The organism is Dolichospermum sp. DET69 (genome assembly GCA_017355425.1).
Taxonomy (GTDB): domain Bacteria; phylum Cyanobacteriota; class Cyanobacteriia; order Cyanobacteriales; family Nostocaceae; genus Dolichospermum.
The window spans coordinates 5,294,118-5,313,161 of record CP070233.1; the positions used below are offsets into that span (position 1 = coordinate 5,294,118).

General features: G+C 39.1%; 19 protein-coding genes, 1 other RNA gene and 2 pseudogenes. 6 read left to right on the top strand and 16 right to left on the bottom strand.

Features of this window, described 5'->3' with window-relative positions; genetic code table 11:
- Positions 1-35: 35 nt before the first annotated feature.
- The 3 genes and pseudogenes from EZY12_24370 to EZY12_24380 all read right to left on the bottom strand — a co-directional run bounded on the left by EZY12_24370 (position 36) and on the right by EZY12_24380 (position 3,620).
- Positions 36-474 (bottom strand): annotated as a pseudogene (locus EZY12_24370) (DUF4126 domain-containing protein).
- Positions 475-763: 289 nt separating this feature from the next.
- Positions 764-2,059 carry an adenylosuccinate lyase gene (locus EZY12_24375; protein QSX67750.1) on the bottom strand — a complete coding sequence of 432 codons (1,296 nt, stop codon included), beginning with the start codon at positions 2,057-2,059 and terminating at the stop codon, positions 764-766.
- Positions 2,060-2,360: 301 nt separating this feature from the next.
- Complete coding sequence (locus EZY12_24380; protein ID QSX70818.1) at positions 2,361-3,620, bottom strand: transposase; 1,260 nt, start codon at positions 3,618-3,620, stop codon at positions 2,361-2,363.
- A gap of 46 nt (positions 3,621-3,666) precedes the next feature.
- On the opposite strand from EZY12_24380, the pseudogene EZY12_24385 reads away from it, so the two are divergent.
- Positions 3,667-4,878: pseudogene (locus EZY12_24385) on the top strand (GHKL domain-containing protein).
- Positions 4,879-4,991: 113 nt separating this feature from the next.
- Here the strand turns inward: EZY12_24385 and EZY12_24390 are convergent.
- The 6 genes from EZY12_24390 to EZY12_24415 form a co-directional block, all read right to left on the bottom strand.
- Positions 4,992-5,645, bottom strand: a complete 654-nt coding sequence (locus tag EZY12_24390) for a hypothetical protein (GenBank protein ID QSX67751.1) — start codon at positions 5,643-5,645, stop codon at positions 4,992-4,994.
- Between the two features lie 212 nt (positions 5,646-5,857).
- Positions 5,858-6,052, bottom strand: a complete 195-nt coding sequence (locus tag EZY12_24395; protein QSX70819.1) for a DUF3252 domain-containing protein — start codon at positions 6,050-6,052, stop codon at positions 5,858-5,860.
- A 288-nt stretch (positions 6,053-6,340) separates the two neighbouring features.
- Complete coding sequence (gene rodA, locus EZY12_24400; protein QSX67752.1) at positions 6,341-7,654, bottom strand: rod shape-determining protein RodA; 1,314 nt, start codon at positions 7,652-7,654, stop codon at positions 6,341-6,343.
- Positions 7,629-7,814 carry an alpha/beta hydrolase gene (locus EZY12_24405; GenBank protein ID QSX70820.1) on the bottom strand — a complete coding sequence of 62 codons (186 nt, stop codon included), beginning with the start codon at positions 7,812-7,814 and terminating at the stop codon, positions 7,629-7,631. The genes rodA and EZY12_24405 overlap by 26 nt, the downstream gene beginning before the upstream one ends.
- Positions 7,815-7,854: 40 nt before the next feature.
- Positions 7,855-8,925 carry an Mrp/NBP35 family ATP-binding protein gene (locus EZY12_24410; protein ID QSX67753.1) on the bottom strand — a complete coding sequence of 357 codons (1,071 nt, stop codon included), beginning with the start codon at positions 8,923-8,925 and terminating at the stop codon, positions 7,855-7,857.
- A gap of 159 nt (positions 8,926-9,084) precedes the next feature.
- The gene (locus EZY12_24415) at positions 9,085-9,597 is read right to left on the bottom strand and encodes an SRPBCC family protein (protein QSX70821.1); all 513 of its coding nucleotides are present in this window, start codon (positions 9,595-9,597) and stop codon (positions 9,085-9,087) included.
- Between the two features lie 405 nt (positions 9,598-10,002).
- On the opposite strand from EZY12_24415, the gene hemF reads away from it, so the two are divergent.
- From hemF to EZY12_24430, 3 genes are all read left to right on the top strand, one after another.
- Positions 10,003-11,043 carry an oxygen-dependent coproporphyrinogen oxidase gene (gene hemF, locus EZY12_24420; GenBank protein QSX67754.1) on the top strand — a complete coding sequence of 347 codons (1,041 nt, stop codon included), beginning with the start codon at positions 10,003-10,005 and terminating at the stop codon, positions 11,041-11,043.
- A gap of 210 nt (positions 11,044-11,253) precedes the next feature.
- A complete protein-coding gene (locus EZY12_24425; GenBank protein ID QSX67755.1) occupies positions 11,254-11,625 on the top strand; it encodes an STAS domain-containing protein in 372 nt (123 codons plus the stop codon).
- Positions 11,626-11,804: 179 nt separating this feature from the next.
- Positions 11,805-12,476, top strand: a complete 672-nt coding sequence (locus EZY12_24430) for a photosystem II biogenesis protein Psp29 (protein QSX67756.1) — start codon at positions 11,805-11,807, stop codon at positions 12,474-12,476.
- Positions 12,477-12,700: 224 nt separating this feature from the next.
- Here EZY12_24430 and ssrA read toward each other — a convergent pair.
- Positions 12,701-13,093, bottom strand: a transfer-messenger RNA (tmRNA) gene (gene ssrA / locus EZY12_24435).
- A 123-nt stretch (positions 13,094-13,216) separates the two neighbouring features.
- On the opposite strand from ssrA, the gene EZY12_24440 reads away from it, so the two are divergent.
- A complete protein-coding gene (locus EZY12_24440; GenBank protein ID QSX67757.1) occupies positions 13,217-13,852 on the top strand; it encodes a Uma2 family endonuclease in 636 nt (211 codons plus the stop codon).
- Positions 13,853-14,468: 616 nt separating this feature from the next.
- On the opposite strand, the gene EZY12_24445 is transcribed toward EZY12_24440, so the two are convergent.
- The 4 genes from EZY12_24445 to EZY12_24460 all read right to left on the bottom strand — a co-directional run bounded on the left by EZY12_24445 (position 14,469) and on the right by EZY12_24460 (position 17,838).
- Positions 14,469-16,529: a VacB/RNase II family 3'-5' exoribonuclease gene (locus EZY12_24445; protein QSX67758.1), complete on the bottom strand. Its 2,061-nt coding sequence runs from the start codon at positions 16,527-16,529 to the stop codon at positions 14,469-14,471.
- 294 nt (positions 16,530-16,823) lie between these two features.
- Complete coding sequence (gene rpsR / locus EZY12_24450; protein ID QSX67759.1) at positions 16,824-17,039, bottom strand: 30S ribosomal protein S18; 216 nt, start codon at positions 17,037-17,039, stop codon at positions 16,824-16,826.
- A 2-nt stretch (positions 17,040-17,041) separates the two neighbouring features.
- On the bottom strand, positions 17,042-17,236 hold the full coding sequence (rpmG, locus tag EZY12_24455; protein QSX67760.1) for a 50S ribosomal protein L33: 195 nt from the start codon (positions 17,234-17,236) through the stop codon (positions 17,042-17,044).
- Positions 17,237-17,283: 47 nt separating this feature from the next.
- Positions 17,284-17,838, bottom strand: coding sequence for an RDD family protein (locus tag EZY12_24460; GenBank protein QSX67761.1), 555 nt, complete (start codon positions 17,836-17,838; stop codon positions 17,284-17,286).
- A gap of 383 nt (positions 17,839-18,221) precedes the next feature.
- Between EZY12_24460 and EZY12_24465 the strand changes: the two genes are divergently transcribed.
- The gene (locus tag EZY12_24465; GenBank protein ID QSX67762.1) at positions 18,222-18,386 is read left to right on the top strand and encodes a hypothetical protein; all 165 of its coding nucleotides are present in this window, start codon (positions 18,222-18,224) and stop codon (positions 18,384-18,386) included.
- A 15-nt stretch (positions 18,387-18,401) separates the two neighbouring features.
- On the opposite strand, the gene EZY12_24470 is transcribed toward EZY12_24465, so the two are convergent.
- On the bottom strand, positions 18,402-18,686 hold the full coding sequence (locus EZY12_24470; GenBank protein QSX67763.1) for a hypothetical protein: 285 nt from the start codon (positions 18,684-18,686) through the stop codon (positions 18,402-18,404).
- The gene (locus EZY12_24475) at positions 18,676-18,972 is read right to left on the bottom strand and encodes a BrnT family toxin (GenBank protein ID QSX67764.1); all 297 of its coding nucleotides are present in this window, start codon (positions 18,970-18,972) and stop codon (positions 18,676-18,678) included. Before EZY12_24475 ends, EZY12_24470 begins: the two co-directional genes overlap by 11 nt.
- Positions 18,973-19,044: the final 72 nt, after the last annotated feature.

Genomic DNA, 19,044 nt, shown 5'->3' on the forward strand with positions numbered 1-19,044 from the left:
GTCAATTATCAATTTTTAACTTTATACCAGCTATATCAGTATTTCGCGCTAAGAATAGCCACCCAGAGGAGGACTAAAGCAATTAATCCTCCTTTACGAGGAGCATCCACAGCAAAAAAAACCAGTGTAATACACAAGACATCTTGCTTATAAACCACCAATTAAGGCAACTAACCAGCTTGGTGTTTGAGTCGCTGAAGCAACAGCTAAACCCATTAAAGCTCCGACGAAGGGAGACAAAAATAAATGAACCTGCTGTACTATTCTCTGGCCAATCAGTTTTTTGGAAGCGAATAGTTCAAATAAAGACCAACTGGTTAACAACCCGATCAAAATATGGGGAGAAATACGTGATAATACTGGCATTTGTGACCAGAGTTCTTCACCTTGGAGGATGCCAATCATTAGTAAAGGTACACCTATTCTCATCCCAGCAGCAGCACCAGCAGATAGTATGGCGAGAATTTCAATCATGGGCATATATCCCTGACTTCACTAAATTAGCAAAGGTGCTTTGTTTATACCAACTCTTATTAATAAGGGCTGCTGATCAAGACTAATTAAAATTAACATAGTCATAGCAGATACAGATTTAATTTCTATATATACACTTTTGTAGCCTATGCCTTTCTGTTTTGAGTATAGTAATAAAGCGTATATTTTTTCTCACTTTGCAACACAAAAAAAAGTAAGTAGTTAGGCAATAGTCAAGAGGCAATAGGCTAATGACTAATGACTAATGACTAATGACTAATGACTAATTCTAAATACCCAGTCGTTGATAAACTTGTTCTAAATGCTTGAGATGATGTAGTGGATCAAAACAGGCTTCTATCTCTGCGGGTGACAAGCTTTGAGTGACGCGAGGGTCTTTGCTGATTAAATCACGAAAGTTGCCTTCCGGTTTGTTCCAAGCAATGTGGGCGCTTTCTTGGACTATGCTATAGGCTTCTTCCCGGTTAAGTCCTTTGTCAATTAAGGTGAGTAATACTCTTTGACTAAAGACTACTCCACCATAACAGTTGAGATTTCGGGCCATGTTTTCGGGATAAACCAACAGGTTATTTACCAAATTGGTGATTTCATGCAGCATGAAATGAGTCAAAATGCAAGCATCCGGTAAAACTACCCGTTCTACGGAACTGTGGGAAATATCCCGTTCGTGCCACAAAGCGACGTTTTCTAATACTGCACCAGCATGACTTCTTACCAGTCGCGCCATCCCTGTTAACCGTTCAGACCGGATAGGATTACGCTTGTGAGGCATAGCACTAGAGCCTTTTTGCCCTTTGGAGAAAAATTCCTCAACTTCTAAAACGTCTGTTTTTTGCAAGTTGCGAATTTCTACAGCAAAGCGTTCTATGGATGCAGCCAGTAATGCTAACTGTTGAACAAAATCAGCATGAATATCGCGGGAAATTACCTGAGTGGATGCAGTATCGGGTTTAAGTCCAAGTTTTGCACAAGCGATCGCTTCTACACGCGGTTCAATATGGGCGTAAGTTCCCACAGCACCGGATATTTTCCCTACAGCAATGGTTTTTTTGAGAATTTGCAGCCGTTCTTGGTGTCGTAACACTTCTGCTAACCAACCAGCTAATTTAAAACCAAAGGTAATTGGTTCAGCGTGAATACCATGCGATCGCCCAATCATGACCGTATTCCGATGTGCTGTGGCTTTTTTACGAATTGCCTCAATTACGTCTTCCAGGCGTTTTAACAACAGATCCAAACTAGCCACTAATTGTAGCGCTAAAGCAGTATCTAAGACATCAGAACTAGTTAAACCTAAGTGAATATAGCGTCCTGCCTCACCTACATATTCATTAACATTTGTTAAAAAAGCAATCACATCATGACGGACTTCCGCCTCAATTTCTAGCACCCGCTTCGGGTCAAAATTCGCCTTAGCCTTAATTTCCTCTACTGCTGCTGCTGGAATATAACCCAGTTCTGCCTGTGCTTCGCAAACTGCGATCTCTACATCTAGCCAGGTTTTCAGCTTATAGGTTTCACTCCACAAATCGCCCATTTCGGGCAAGGTATAACGCTCAATCACATTCGGGCATCTAATACAACTGTCATATTTTACATTGGAAATTACCTACTATAAAGCATATCGCTACCAGATAACCGTCATATTTCCATTGTGAAAATCTTTATTCATAAAACTTCGCGGGATGTGGGAAACTCAGTCACAAAGCGTGCTGAGAGGGAAACGGCACGAGCGGTTTTAACCGCAGTCAGTATTTTTGGAACAAATGAGTCGTCCCTATGGGTTAGGACTGGTCGCTGGCAGGCCTATTGAATATCTTTTTGACACTCTCAGGTCTAAAGACACTGAGATTCTACAGACAGAATTAGTTTAATCTAATTCTCGTTACGATGGTCAAACACCGTCTAGTGAGTTTACTTAAATTGAGTTTAAGTTTTCCCGTTACTTTTTTTAAGATATTCGCTGCTCCATTAAGATCAGCATTTACTAAAAACTTTTCACCTGTTAAGTAAAGTCCTCTCAAAATTCGTCTCCCAGATGCTTTCCACCCTTGGGGTTGTTCACCGTACTTGGGTAGGGAGTCTCCATCTAAAAAACTCGATTTTGAAGTATAACTCTCCTCTGTCAGATGAAAGTTGATCCCATATTGGCAACACAGTTGATTAAGTCGATCTTTCAACTTACCTAATGGCATTTGAACAAATTTTTGATTGTTCAAGTTACCCATATTGGAGTTCATTTTAAACCCATCGTTCCAACCTAAAACTAAGTTACCTATTTTATTTTTGAGGCAGTGATCAATAATCAACCTTGCACTTTTGTTGATCCCATCTCTCATTTGATGGTTTCGTTTTCTGGTAACTCGATCTAACCAACTGTCCCAGTAGTCACTTGACTTGCCTTCTTTTTTAGTAGAGACTTTTTTATTCCAGAGTTGATTGTCAGCTTTTAGTTTTCTTGAGTCAATTAAAAAAGAATTTCCTAAAGTATCTACACAGGCTGCTAAATTATCGGCAGTTCCCAAATCAATTGATAGGGCTTCACTAATATTTAAGTCAGTTATCTCTGGCTCAACCAAATAAGACAACTCCAGGTAAAAAGCCCCATTTTTGGGTAATATAGTCAACTCTTTGATCTTTGAGAAATCTAAGTTAATTGGCATCGGGAGAAAGAATTCAGATATTCCAAACCATCTTTTTACTGTCAACCCTAAAGGAAATCTAATTTGATTATTTTCAAGAGTTGGCTTACCCGCTCCAGTGTTGGGAAACGCAACTTTAAAAAGTTTAGATCCTTCGAGGTAACTAGGAGGCTTAGGTCTAAAAAGTAACTCACCTTTGTTGAACTTGTTTTTTAATTCTTTAAAGGATTTAAAAGCTTCGCTCACTGAAATTAGTGTTTGTTGAGCAACTACCGAAGGTAGTGAACTTGCTAATTTGGTCTTGCTCACAGTTGACTCATATATTAGGTCAAATTTACCAGTTAGTAACTTACCAGTTTTAAAAAGTGTTTGTCTAGCAAAATAGACCCCTGAGTTATAGAGTTTACCCGATTGTTGACAAAGATACTCTAATATTGCTTTAGTATCTTTATTAGGGGATAATAGGACTTGTTGAACTCCCATTAAGAGTTTATTTTTGACCATAATTTGGATTTTTACTATTATATTTATGATCTCACAAAATGATAAATTAATCAAGAAGAACGTAGGCGACTAAAGTCGCACGAGTCGCTTATATCTCAGGTCTGAAGACGCTGAGTTTTACGCTTACCGAGAGATTTATAATTTTTTGCAACCTCAAACATTTGTCTGCTCAGAGGATACTACAATTGTTGAAGCAACTCAAATAGCTTTAGGGCAATCGCACAAATACGTATATGAACCAATTGTAATTACAGATCAATCTTATCAGTATGGATTATTAGATTTTCATCATTTACTTTTAGCCAACTCCCAAATTCATGTTTTAACATTAAATCGCCTGCAAAAAGAAAAAGAAAAAGCTAGAGCAGCTAAAGCTGATTTTCGTGATCTTCAGCATAACTATAGCCGATTATTACAAAATGACAAAATGATCGCCTTGGGACAATTAGTAGCTGGTATCGCCCATGAAATCAATAATCCTATGAATTTTATTTATGGCAACCTTAATTATGCCATTGAATATGTGCAAGATCTACTTTTTATGATGGAATGTTATCAACAAAATAAACCGTATTCTGATGTATTATTTCAAGCCAAAGAAAAAGGAATTGAAATAGAATTTATCAGAGAAGATTTGCCAAAATTATTATCTTCTATGAAAGTTGGAGCTACAAGAGTAAATGAAATTGTCTTATCTTTACGTAACTTTTCTAGACTAGATCAAGCAGAAATTAAGAGTGTTGATATTCATGAAGGTATAGAGAATGCTTTAATAATTCTTAAACATAATTTAAAGGCTAAACCTGATCGTTTGGAAATTGAACTAATTAAAGAATATGATAATTTACCTCTAATATATTGCTATGCAGGGCAGCTAAATCAGGTATTTATGAATATTATTGCCAATGCAATTGATGCTCTTTCTGAAAGTAATAATTTGATTTTAAAAACCCGTAAAAAGCTGCAAATTCGGATTCAGACAGAACTAACTGATGATAATCATGTTGTTATTCGTATTAGCGATAATGGATCAGGTATTCCAGAGGAAGTCCAAAAGCGATTATTTGAACCATTTTTTACGACCAAGGCTGTTGGGAAAGGGACAGGATTGGGATTATCAATTAGCTATCAAATTGTAGTTGAACAACATGGTGGTGAACTTTACTGTATATCTACTTCTGAAGAAGGTTCTGAGTTTATTATCAAAATCCCAGTTGTCTCCCATAACTCAAAATAAATACAGCAAAATTCAAGAGTTGGGACTGCAATCTCGGCAAAATTCTCAGTAATCAGTTAGAAATTAGTAGTTTCGTAGCGAATGCATTCAGAAGTTACAATAATCGCCATAGCTTAAGGATGAATTTGACTTAAAATAAAACGTAGACGATCATAATCATCTTTGAGTAACATACTCAGATGTCGTCCAGCTTTAATCAACCATTCTCGGTCAGTTTTACGTAACTGATATATTCCTCGAATAGCGGCTGCGGCTAAAGAATCTACTGGCGCACCACTAATTAAAAGTAATGTTCGTAAAAAATCTAATTTTTCCGTAAACTGAATAATTTCTTCTGCTTGACAGTGATTAACAGCTTGATGAATTTGTGGCGGACGGGGTGGCAAATATTGATACATTTTGCTGTTATTACTATTTATAGATTTTTCCTTAAATCCCACAATCGCCGCTCGAAATTCAGTTTTGAGCATGGAAAATATTTGCGGTTGTTCCTCACGCAAAGCTTCTAAAGATAATCCTAGCGCAACTGCCCGATGTACAGAATCAATAGGCATAGTTGTAGCATGATAAACTACAGCATAAACTTGATTACCAGATTCTTCATCCACAGCGCAGACCCAACTCCCAAAAGGTGGCATTGGAGGAAAACTCAAGTCTTCTGGTTCTAAACACTGAGCTAAAAATTCTGTACTTGTGGTTTCAATAATCTCTGCAAAGTGATGAGAATGGCGATTTTCAGTGGCAAACTGTGGTAAAGGCAGACGCATAAGCAATTAAAAATTAAGAATTAAAAATGAAGAAATATATTAGTCAATAGTTTTAGATAACTCCAAAAAATAAATTATCCAATATTGTGGGATGGGCATCTTGCCCGTCCTGATATTATTAGCAGGCAAGATGGCTACACCACAAGAAATTCTGGGCTATTTTTTTACTTGCAAATCTCTTAGCAAAAAAACTAATAACCACTGACTAATGACTATTTCCCTTTTTTCTGGACTGTAATTTCAACCGGTTCTAATTCTGTGAGACGGAAAGTAATTATTTTATCCCAATTGCCACCTTCAAATAATACAGCTACTTTACCATCACTAACTCTTTGTACAAGTCCTTCAGACCGATAATATGTATCTGCGGGATTTTTGACGCGAACAGTTGCTCCAGGCAAGATCATCATATTTACCTTCATTTATTAGTTTCCTATTCATAGCTTAATGCTTATGGTAGGGAATAGGGAACAGGGAACAGGGAATAGGGAACAGGGAATAGGGAACAGGGAACAGGGAACAGGGAATAGTTGACCAATGACCAATGACCAATGACTAATGACTAATGACTAATGACTAATGACTAATGACTAATGACTAATGACCAATGACCAATGACCAATGACCAATGACCAATGACCAATGACTAATGACTAATGACTAATGACCAATGACCAATGACCAATGACTAATGACTAATAATACTTTTGCCGTTGACGATAATTAGCTACAGATTCTACTATGCCGATAGAAATAAAGTTAGTTAGCATAGCTGAACGCCCATAACTCATCCACGGCAAGGGAATTCCCGCTACAGGAGCTAAACCCACAGTCATACCAACATTAACAATCAGTTGAAACACAATCATGGATAAAACACCAATAGCCAAAAGTGAGCCAAAGTTATCTTTAGCTGTTTGTGCTACATGAAGCAAACGGAAGCAAATTAAGAAAAAGACAGATAATAGAATTAAGCAACCCACAAGACCAAATTCTTCAGCAACAGCCGAAAAAATAAAATCTGTATGCTGTTCAGGAACAAAATTCAGTTGAGTCATAGGACCTTTAAACAAACCCCAGCCCCAAACTTCACCGGCACCAATGGCAATGCGAGATTGAATCAAGTGATAACCAGCACCAAGAGGATCATGTTCAGGGTTAATAAATACACTAAGACGGTTTTTTTGATATGCCTTTAATACATGATTCCAGGCAAAAAGGCCTAATTCACCACCAAGCATATTCAGACAGAATGAAGTAATAGCTGCAATACCAAATCGCTTCCAGGGGAGACTAAACCAACCGACTATCCCCATCGCTACTGCCCATATTAAACCTAATACACTGAGTGATATATCTTTAGATAAAAATATTGGCGTTGATAATGGCCAAGAGATACTAAATAGGATTGCTGCTATTACCGGGGAAACCATAAGTATTAACCAGCAAGGGTTAGCATTTGCCCAGTACAACATTCCTAAAAATATTGCCCCAAAAACAAGAGATGTCGCTAAATCTGGCTGTAAAAATACCAATGCCCAAGGTACAGCAGTAATTGCCAAGACACGAAAAACACTCTCTAATGTAGAGGCTGTACGCCGATGTAGCAAGGCTGCTAAGGTGATGATTAATCCTATTTTGGCAAATTCTGAGGGTTGGACATTAAAACCAGCAATACTAATCCAACGCTGTGCGCCTTTGGCACTAGTACCAGCGATCATGACAATTATTAAACTAAAATTCGTTAGTCCGTAGGTGAACCAATGCCACTGCATGAGGTTTTCATAGCGGCAACGAGCTAAAAATAAGGCAATAGTTGAGCCAATAGCGGCTATCAACCAGTGCCACCACCAGTCAGTTACAGGTTGCTTCAGTTCTGTACTCAGAATCATCAGCCCACCGAACATACTAACAGCAACAGGTAGAACAAATAGTAGCCCATCCATTTGTTGCCAGGGCTTAAACCAAGATAGCCAACTAATTTTAGGGAACGAAGGTTTTGATAACATTGTGTGAGGAGGAGAGCTTTAAACGGTAATGGGTAATGGGTAATGGGTAATGGGTAATGGGTAATGGGTAATGGGTAATGGGTAATGGGTAATGGGTAATGGGTAATGGGTAATGGGTAATGGGTAATGGGTAATGGGTAATGGGTAATGGGTAATAAATTCTTCCCAATTACCAATTACCCATTACCAATCACCAGATTTTATGTCAAAGCATTAACTGATACTTTACCTGCTACAGTGAAAGCGATCGCTGTTAGTGCTTTGGCTGCGGCTGAGTTGGGTTCACCAATAACTATCGGTACACCAGTATCACCGCCAATTCGGGTGGAAATTTCTAATGGTACACATCCTAACAGAGGGACTCCTAATTCTGCGGCTGTTTTGGAACCACCACCAGAACCAAAAATGTCATATTGCTTATCGGGTTGATCTGGGGGGATAAAATAGCTCATATTTTCCACAATTCCCAAAACTGGGACATTTAGCTGCTGGAACATCCGCAACCCTTTTCGGGAATCCAACAAAGCTACAGTTTGTGGTGTGGTGACAATTACTACTCCTGCCATTGGCACAGATTGGGCTAAAGTTAACTGAGCATCTCCAGTTCCTGGGGGCATATCCACAATTAAATAGTCCAGTTCTCCCCATTCGACTTGATAGAGAAACTGACGAATCACACCATTGAGCATAGGACCACGCCAAATTACTGGCTGATCTCGGTCAATTAAAAAACCCATTGAAACCAGCTTTACACCATGATTAAATGCTGGTTCGAGGATGTCCCCTGCTGCCGTAGAACGGACATTAATTTCAGAATCGCTCAAACCCAACATTGTGGGATCATTGGGTCCATAAATATCAGCATCTAATAAACCAACTTTTGCCCCGGTTTGTGCTAGAGCAACTGCAATATTTACAGCCACTGTACTTTTACCAACACCACCTTTACCACTGGAAATAGCAATAATATTTTTTACCCCAGCAATACCAGTCCGGTCAGGTAGGCTTTTTTGTTGAGGTGTTTCTGCTGTTACTTCTACGCTGATATCTGTAACACCTGGTAGTTTTTGAACAGCTTTTTTACAATCTTCGACAATAAATTCCCGTAGGGGACAAGCAGGAGTAGTTAACACCAAAGTGAAACTAACCTTGCCACCGTCAATTTTGACGTTGCGAATCATATTCAGTTCTACCAGACTTTTGCGAAGTTCTGGATCTTCTACTGGTCGCAACACTTCTAGGACTGAGTGGGAATCTAAGACATCATACATATTGTGTTTACCGTTGCCGCTTACTATAAAGCTTAAAAAATTTTCATTGACAGATACTAGAATCTTAACTTTATTGGGGCAATTGTTCAGTTGTCAGTTGTCAGTTGTCAGTTGTCAGTTGTCAGTTGTCAGTGGTAAGGAATTTTCTGTTTAATTCCTCTAAAAATCAAAGCAACTACCATTTAGAGATTTTTTTTGGGACAATGCTGGGTTTTCTACGGATTCTATCAGCGCACGAGCTACCTGATCTACATAGGGACGAGATAAACACCAAATTAGCGGTGATAACCAACCACGTAAAGTTACAGAATAAGACAAGTAAGATCCACAGACGCTTGATTCTACTTGATATATGACTCTTTCCTCAATTCCTGGAATGGTTAGAATGCGGATACTTAGCATCTGTTTGGGATTGACTCGTTCCACAAAAATCTGGATGGGAATAGGCCAAAACCTTGTGAATGCTTGAAAAATCAAGCCCGGTTTGGGGACTAATCCTAATGGAACGTTGGTACTCTTGAGGAGGGGATGCCAGGAAACATCTGTTAAGTCCACCACTTTCTGCCATAGTTCGTCTACAGATGCAGAACTAATCTCCCGATATGTTCGCACCAAAGATGCACAAAATCGCCGCCGTTTATGGTGAATGAGTTTGGATAACCAACTGGGCATTGTTTTGATCTGTTCCATACTACTTTGACAATGCTTAACATTACTTTACATCTTGCCTGGTAACTATGAGATTTGAGAAAATTCTCCTCAAACTCTTCTTTGTGGAAAAAATATGCAGAAAAACTGTAACCAAAATAATAAGATTATTTCTATAACTGTCAAAACGGCTCTTCAGATATGATATGTGTAAGTTGGAATGAAAATTTGAAGACGTTTTGAACAGTTGTGTTTTGACGGATAATAAAAAACTGTTTTGGCAAAATTAAGCCGGATTTGTCAGTAACCCAGCCCTAAAGGGACTGAGCTTCCCGCATAACGTGAGGTTTTGTAAATCTCACTGCTGACAAGTTTTGACAACAAAAATTTGTAATTGTTTGGAAATTGTAATTTTAGGTTCGGGAATCTATGTTAACCAACGCGCAAACCCCCACTATCACAAAAGAATCATCTGATCTTCTCCCTGGTGTCAATGCTCAGGCTAGAGTTAGTCAGTTTATGCAGAATGTGCAGGATGAGATTACCCAAGGGTTAGAGAAATTAGATGGTCTTGGCAAGTTTCAAGAAGATAGTTGGCAGCGTCCAGAAGGGGGTGGTGGGCGATCGCGTGTACTCCGTGATGGGGCAATTTTTGAACAAGCAGGTGTGAATTTTTCTGAAGTTTGGGGTTCTCATTTACCTCCTTCGATTTTAGCCCAACGTCCTGAAGCCGCAGGACATGGTTTTTATGCAACGGGTACTTCTTTGGTGTTGCATCCACGGAATCCTTATGTGCCTACAGTTCATTTAAATTACCGCTATTTTGAAGCTGGCCCTGTTTGGTGGTTTGGTGGTGGTGCGGATTTAACACCTTATTACCCCTTTGCTGAGGACGCGAAACATTTTCATAACACTTTCAAACAAGCTTGTGATCAACACCATCCTGAATACTATCCAGTGTTTAAGCGTTGGTGCGATGAATATTTTTATTTGAAACATCGGGATGAAAACCGGGGAATTGGTGGTTTATTTTTAGATTACCAAGATGGTCAAGGTTCTATCTATCGCGGCCCAGATCCCCATGGAGAAGCGGCTATTTATAGTGATCAGGTAGGCACGTTACCGTCGCGGAGTTGGGAAGATATATTTGCTTTAGTTCAAGATTGTGCTGGAGCATTTTTACCTGCTTATGCTCCAATTGCAGAACGCCGACAGGGGATGGAATATGGCGATCGCCAACGGAATTTTCAATTATACCGTCGCGGTAGATATGTGGAATTTAACCTAGTTTATGACCGGGGAACAATTTTTGGACTCCAAACCAACGGACGCACAGAATCAATTCTCATGTCTCTACCACCGTTAGTGCGTTGGGAATATGGCTACCAACCAGAACCTAATTCTCCTGAAGCCGAGTTATACGAGACTTTCCTCAAGCCTCAAGATTGGATAAACTGGAAAAATGGGTAATGGGTAATGGGTAATGGGTAATCATCAATCATAAGACCTCGCGGTAAGTGGGAAGCTCAGTGGCTGTCTTCCCTGAGAGTGTCAATATCGTTAAACACCATGATGTTAAGGTACACTAGTAAGCAAGTGTCATTTTCTATAAATGGTTTGATACTTGCTGCATTTGTGAGTGTATTGATTAGCCAATATTAGTAAAAAAGTATCGGTTCAGTGATTAATATAGATCAAAAAATCTTTACAACTGAAGACGGTCATACCATTATGGTATTGGCACCTGCTGGTCGCTTAGATATTACTACTGCTTGGCAATTCCGTCTCAAACTACAGGAATGTATTTCTAAACACAGTCCTCATGTTGTTGTTAATCTAAGCCAAGTAAATTTTATTGATAGTTCTGGTCTGACTTCTTTGTTAGCTGGAATGCGTGAAGCTGATAAAGTTAATGGCAGTTTTCGGATTTGTAATGTTCATCCAGAAGCCAGACTGGTGTTTGAAGTAACAATGATGGATACCGTATTTGAAATCTTTGATACTGAAGAACAAGTTTTACAGACTCCGGTACGAAGTCTGGCTAGTTCTTGACATCCTCCCCACCTTACTTCGTTGAAGGTGGGGATTCCAAAGATCACTCTTTGGGCTTCCTCTTTCCACGAGTTGATTTGCATAAAATTTGTGAACTGCTTTTTTATCTGACCTTCACGAATTAGGTCTGATTAGTTCATACTAGATAATAGCAATAAGTCTTTACTAAAATTTTCTTTGTGAATAACGTCCGTACAGTATCTGATACAAAAAGAACCTTTTACACCCTCCATACCAGGCCAATTAACACTATTTACCGCCGGGTAGTGGAAGAATTGATGGTAGAAATGCACCTGCTATCAGTCAATGTTGATTTTAGCTACAATGCGATTTATGCCTTGGGCGTTGTCACAAGCTTTGACCGCTTCATGGACGGCTACCAACCAGAACAGGATCAAGAGTCAATTTTCCGAGCTATTTGTCAGGCTGTGGAACAAGACCCCCAGCGCTACCGACAGGATGCCTTAAGATTGCAAGCTTTAGCTGCTAGTTTACCAGCTAAGGACTTAATTGCTGGTTTGAGTCAAGCAACTTCTCTAAATCAGGATGTAGATTTGCAAAAGCAACTAGAGGTGGTTGCTGGAAATACCAACTTTAAATACAGTCGGTTATTTGGTATTGGTTTATTTGCATTATTAGTACAGTCAGATCCCGAACTTGTCAAAGATGATCAACGAAAGGCTGAAGCACTAAAAGCGATCGCTAACGGGTTACATCTCTCTGAAGATAAACTCATCAAAGATTTAGAACTGTACAGTTCTAACCTAGAAAAAATGGCGCAAGCACTCATAGTCATGGCCGATATAGTGTCAGCAGATCGCAAAAAGCGGGATGCTTTAAAGCAAGCTTAACTACCAGCACCATCTCGTACCAATGAATAATTTTTGAACGGGATCAGCTAAAACGCATTTAATTTAAATATTCGGGCGGGCAAGATGCCCACCCCACAATATTTAAACTCCTAATGGGTTGTCTAATTTAAATGCGGAACAGCTTATTCGCATCGAATAAACCCCTAGATAGCAAAAAGCCCGCTGACACATTGAAGTGTATAGCGGGCTTAAAAAATTATTGAAAATGGAGCTTATGGGAGTCGAACCCATGTCCAAATTGGATATTAACTCTCCACTCGTTCACAGGTTTAGCCTTTCTGACCCTCAAGGCGGGAATCGTTCATTATCCCGAACGTAGGATGCTCTGATTTAATCTTAACCATCAAGCCAACCAGAGAACGCTTGAATAGTGCATCCGTTGGGGGTTAGGTCTTTAATCCTTAACGGAGTCAAATTAAAGACGCTCGAACCTATTAGAGGTTTCTTAGGCAGCTACTAGAGCTTCCCGACGAGCAAATTTTACGATATTGTTCGCATTTACTTTTTTTTCGAGTCATTGATTTCCGAGAGGTAACTCGCTCTCGACCTGAATCACAGAGTAGCTTTCGCCAACCTGTCGAAACCGTTAAAGCCCCATGTACTTCACACCTTTATTATAGTACGCAATTTTGCCAATTGACAATTAAAAAAATAGTTATTTGATTTTTGGCATAGATTAAAGGTAGAGATAGATAATTTATAACTAATTCTAATAAGCCATGACTAGCCAAACACTGATTCAGCCGGCAGAAATCGTCCATTTATCAGGTATCAGTTGGCACACTTATGAAAGTTTGCTAAATGAACTTAGTTCCACTAACCATTTTCGCTTAACTTATTATCGGGGTAATTTGGAAATTATGGCTCCTTCACCTGAACGCGAACGTTATAAGAAAATTGTTGGTCGTTTTGTAGAAACTTTAGCGGAAGAATTGGAATTGGATATTGATCCTCTAGGTTCTACAACTTTCAAACGTCCAGAAATATCTGGTGGAGAACCTGATGAATGTTTCTATATCAAAAATGTTAAGTTCATTCAAGGTAAAACCAGAATTAATTTACAACAAGATCCACCACCTGATTTAGTTGTAGAGATTTATATTACTAGCAGTTCAAAAGATCGTTTTGCAGTTTATGCAGAAATGAGAGTACCAGAAATTTGGCGATATGATGGAAAGGTGTTTACTATCAATATTTTAGAAGATGGTAAATATATAGTTGTTGAAGAAAGTTTAGCTTTTCCTAATTTACCTTTAACAGAAATTTCTAATTTCTTAGAAAATGCTGGTAGTAAAAAATATTTAGATTTAGTTAGGGAATTTAGAGATTGGGTAAGGAGTCAAATTCATTTATGATCATGATCAAATTATGTGGTAAATCACAATGACTAAACGAAAAATTCTCCAGAAAGAACGTGAATATACCTTTCTTTAGTTCTTATTTTGAAATTTCCTATCCACTGGCAGAAATTTTAGCTTAATCAGCAGAAGCCCCACGTCTCACTATACCGGAGCGTGGGATGAATGCGCGTGAGTTGAGTTGCGTAGCTAGAATTGTATTTGAGCGTAGCGAAAACAAAGAAGGCTACAGCGACGAAACGTAGCTTGCTTCTCGCCCTGCGAGTACAAAATATTGATTTTATGTTATAAGACCTCGCGGTAAGCGTAAAACTCAGCGGCTTTAGCCCTGAGAGTGTCAATGGGTTATGCCTTAGAGGATGTTTGAAAAGTTTTGGGCGAATATAAAGATGCCTCCGGCACGCTTCGCGTAGCTTGCTTCCCGAAGGGTACGCTACTACACAAGCAAAGTCCAGATGGTGCGTGGACTAACGAAAAATTAAGGTTATTTAACCCACGAAGGTGGGTTTTGTCTGTGTAGCTGTGACTTCTAGTCGCCAGGTGGGTATAAATTAGACTTTTCAAACACCCTCTTAGAGGATATTTTAAAATTGTTTCTTGTTTCCTGCTATATCTAATTTATTACTGATTGGGCTTCCTGATACATAATTTCCTGGAAGTGAATCATATCTTTTTGAGGATCAGCCAAACTAACCTTCACTAATAAATTTTCTCCCAAATTGACAGAACGCCGGAAGGACATAGGCAACTGTAAACCCAAATCCTCTAATAAAATTAGTGCTAAATTGCTATCTTCTCGTAACCACATTAATACTGTTACCTGCCAAACTTGTTCAGGATGACGACGTAAATATTCTAAAGCGTAATATCTATTAGTTTGTCGTTCCACCATTGTCGCTTCTTGAGTGGTACTCAGAACTGTCATCATCACTTCTTTAAGTTGTTCAGCAGAGAAGGGTAAGCCTTCACCACGTAAATGCGCTTTTAGTTGGAAGTGGGTGAGTAAGTCACTATAACGGCGAATGGGGGAGGTAGCTTGTGTATAGGTATCCAAACCCAAGCCAGCGTGACGCACAGGTGTAATGCTCATTTCACTCTTAGGCATACAGCGGCGCATAGCGCAGGAACGCACAAAACCGGCGGGAAGTTGCAGTAATTCTTCGTCTGGGGGTAATTCTGGTTGGGGTTGTCCGCGAAAGGGGAGAGGGATATTATGGGTTTGACCATAACGCGCTGCGACTTCCCCAGCGAGAATCATCATTTCTGCGACTAATTGCCGAGAAGAGGAATCATCTAAAACATCAATATTGATATCATCGTCTTTGACTTTGATCATCGCTTCGGGCATATTGATACTGATAGCGCCTTGACCATAACGCCAAGTTTTGCGGATTTTTGCCCAATTAGCGATCGCTTCAATTTCTGGTTCTGCTTGTACTCCCAACTCCAACATCTCATTCACATCTTCATAGGTGAGACGATAGGTAGGCTTAATTAAACCAGTGTGGATACAATAATCTTCCACAGCCCCAAATTCATCTAAAATCACCCCAAAACTGAGGGCGCAACACACTTGCCCCTGTACCAAACTCATTGGCCCTGTAGCCAATACCTCTGGAAACATGGGAATCATCCCTGTGGGTAAATATACCGTACTACCCCGTTTTCTGGCTTCTAAATCTAACTCATCATCTGGGATTAATAATCTAGTAGGATCAGCGATATGTACCCATAACCGTTCTTTACCATCTGGTAATATTTCCCAACTCAAACCATCGTCTATTTCTGTCGTGCTTTCATCATCAATGGTATATACCTTGAGATGTGTGAGATCAAGACGGTTTGTATCTAAATCTGTAGGAGGGAAATCCAAACGTTCTTGCGCCACTTCTAATACCTGATGAGGAAATTGAACGGAAATTGATGAACGGCGCAGGAACAGGTTTTCATGGAGACTCCACAAACCCAAATCTATCAAGAGTTGAAAGGCCGCCTGGGGCGTAGCAGAACGTCCCAGCATATTCATAGTTTCTAACACTGCAACTGGGGGCGGACAAGCACGAGCTAAAGAGTCGTAATTTACCTTGAGCATTACAACATCTGCAAGTAGAGTTGCATACTTCTCTATTGCATCTAAACGCTGGCGATCCCATCGTTGCCATTCTACTGCTTCGCCCCGTAGTGCCTGTTCTACACGGGCTAAAAATTCCTGCTGTCCCTTTGCTTTTTGAGATTCTACTTCAATCTGGTGTTTGCGTTCAGCTATTTGTGCCGCGCTGCGGGGTTCGTAAGCGTCTCCTTTTTGTTTGAAATAGAGTTTATCTTCCGATAACAAACAATGGGCTGCATAACACTGGGGAGGTGTAGATTCCGAAAATAATATATTTGCCATTTGGCTGGGAGTGACAGTTTCCCCATCTTCAATGAGTAGTTCCCAAGCTACTTCCAGACTCGATGGGTCTAGATAAGGCTGGACTTGACTTAAAAACTCAGCAATTTCGCTAGGTTTATAGGTCTGTCCGTTAACTGTGTAGGTACATTGGCGCGGTGCAAGGCTGTGGGATTGACCCCTTTCATCTACTACAAACCAACGAGTCTTACCGTCTGGACGATCTACCACTCCTAGACGGCGATCGCTTTGAACCCTAAATTCAACTAACGTCCCCTTATCCACAACTGTCGCACTTTAATATTTTTAGATTTTTAAACTGGAGATTTTAGATTAAATAACGGGTATTTAATCCTTTATCTAATAATTTCCTATGAGGAATGCTATGACAATTGACAAATTCATCCCCAAATTTAGCGATATCGTACCATCTTTGAGTATGAATTTATTAAATGTTTTTGGCAATTTCCGATTATTAAATCTTAAATTTTAGATTTTGGACTCAAAGTAACCGGGCAATATCTCTACAACTGTTACTTTTTTTAGATAATAATCCAAAATCCAAAATCCAAAATATTCTTAACCTTCGGCGTTAATAAAAGGCAACAAAGCCACAATGCGAGAGCGTTTAATCGCTAGAGTTAGAGCGCGTTGTTGCTGACAGGTTAAACCAGTGATTCTCCGAGGCAGGATTTTACCACGTTCGGTAAGAAACTTCCGCAACAAGTCTACATCTTTGTAATCAATGGGGTCTCCGGGCTTAATGGGAGAAAGGCGACGACGATAGTAACTCATTCTTACTTAATTTCCTTGTGAACAGTGTGTTTGTTGCAGTGGGTACAGAACTTTTTCAGTTCTAAGCGGTTGGTTGTGTTCCGACGGTTTTTAGTGCTGGTATAACGGGATACACCACGGGAACGTTTATCTGGATTTGTTCGACACTCGGTGCATTCTAGTGTCACTATTATGCGCGCACCTTTACTCTTAGCCATAAATCTTACAAACTGTAAAGCCTGGAGATAATTAACACAAATGGTTATTATCTCACATTTCGCTGAATTTTTTCAACTAGTCTTTTAATTTTTATATCTAATGAATAACCACGTTGGGAAGAAACTATGATAGTTCTAAAAAAGCGGTCGTGGAAAGCCTGACGCATTTGAGTATCCGATAAAGCTGCACCTCCGTCTATGATTAGAGGCAGCAATAGCACGACAGCAGCAGGATTGAGAATAATATTCCCCAAGAAAATGGATAATAACAAGCTAGAAAAGCAAATAACCCCTTCTCTGAGCAATAATGTCTGAAATTGGGGGATTCTATTGACTATTTCCCCATTTGCGATTTCTAGCACCTTTAAATCAAATGCCCAACGTCCTAAACTTTGTCCTTGATTGTTGTAAACTATGATGACGCGGAAAATGATCCAAGCAAAAATAAAAATAAAGATTTGTCCAAATTGAATACCGATTTGGTTACTTCTGACGATAGAACTGAGAAACCATGCACCAAAGAAGTCAACTGCTAAGGCCATGCCTCGACGGGTAATATCCCCTCTTTGGTAGTGTCTTCGATTTACTTTAACAAGAGTCATAGCCTTTACCTCGCTGGTGGTAGGATAGCAATTTTATTTAAACTTGTATCAATATCTCTTAACAATTTAAAATCATCCTCTGATAAAGGATAACTATTACTACTAACTAAGAGGATGTTTGAAAAGTTTTGGGCGAATATAATTCGCTACTACACAAGCAAAGTCCAGATGGTGCGTGGACTAACGAAAAATTAAGGTTATTTAACCCACGAAGGTGGGTTTTGTCTGTGTAGCTGTGACTTCTAGTCGCCAGGTGGGTATAAATTAGACTTTTCAAACACCCTCTAAGGTCTAGATTTTCTATCAAACTATAATTTTGCCAGACAGAGTTAACTTTTTTAGTAAAATTGTACTAATTTGGTAATCCCAGATTATAATATTATATGAGGCTTGCTAAAGGTGCTTCTGGACAAATTAGATTGATGTATTTAGTCAATTCAGAAATTTGTGTAATTAAGCCTGTGTGGATTTATAGTCATGAACAGTTCACAAAACGCCCTGCTGACGCAGATTTAAAGAGCGTGACTAGGGAAATATTAGACTATTAATTTCGGCTATTTTACTTATTTATTAACAACTTCATTTAATGCTTCATGAATAACATCATCACTCACACCATGTCGTTTTAAACTAGCAATTAAAGCATTAACTGTATTATTTTCTAATTTTTCTAAATCTGCTCTCATTCCCTGTCCAATGTATGCTCGAATCAAAGGTTGATAACCAGAAAAACCAAGTATGGGTGCAAGTTGTTTCAATTCTTCTACTACATCTTCTGGTATTCTTAGAGTAACCGTAATCATGGGGCGATTTTTGTCTAAGCGTTGTTTTAATGTTTCAATCTTCATAATATTCTCGCTCCTTGCGTGTGGCTTTACGCGCTGAAATAATTCTAATTACATCATCTTCAAATTCGATATGGACTACAAATAAAAGATTCCAACGGGTATCTAAACCAATAATGGCATCTCTGGCTTCATCATTGCGACTAGCATCTACTATTTTGATGAATGGATCAAAAAATGCCTCTGCTGCTTGTTGAAAGGTTATTCCATTGTGTTTACTGGGGTTATTTCGACTTTTTTCCTCGTTCCAGACGAAGGTAATACCATTTAAAATAAAGTAGACATCCATAAAATAAATGATAGATTACTGTATTTACATTGTCAATATGGTATGTTATATATTGACAACTTTTAGAAAAAT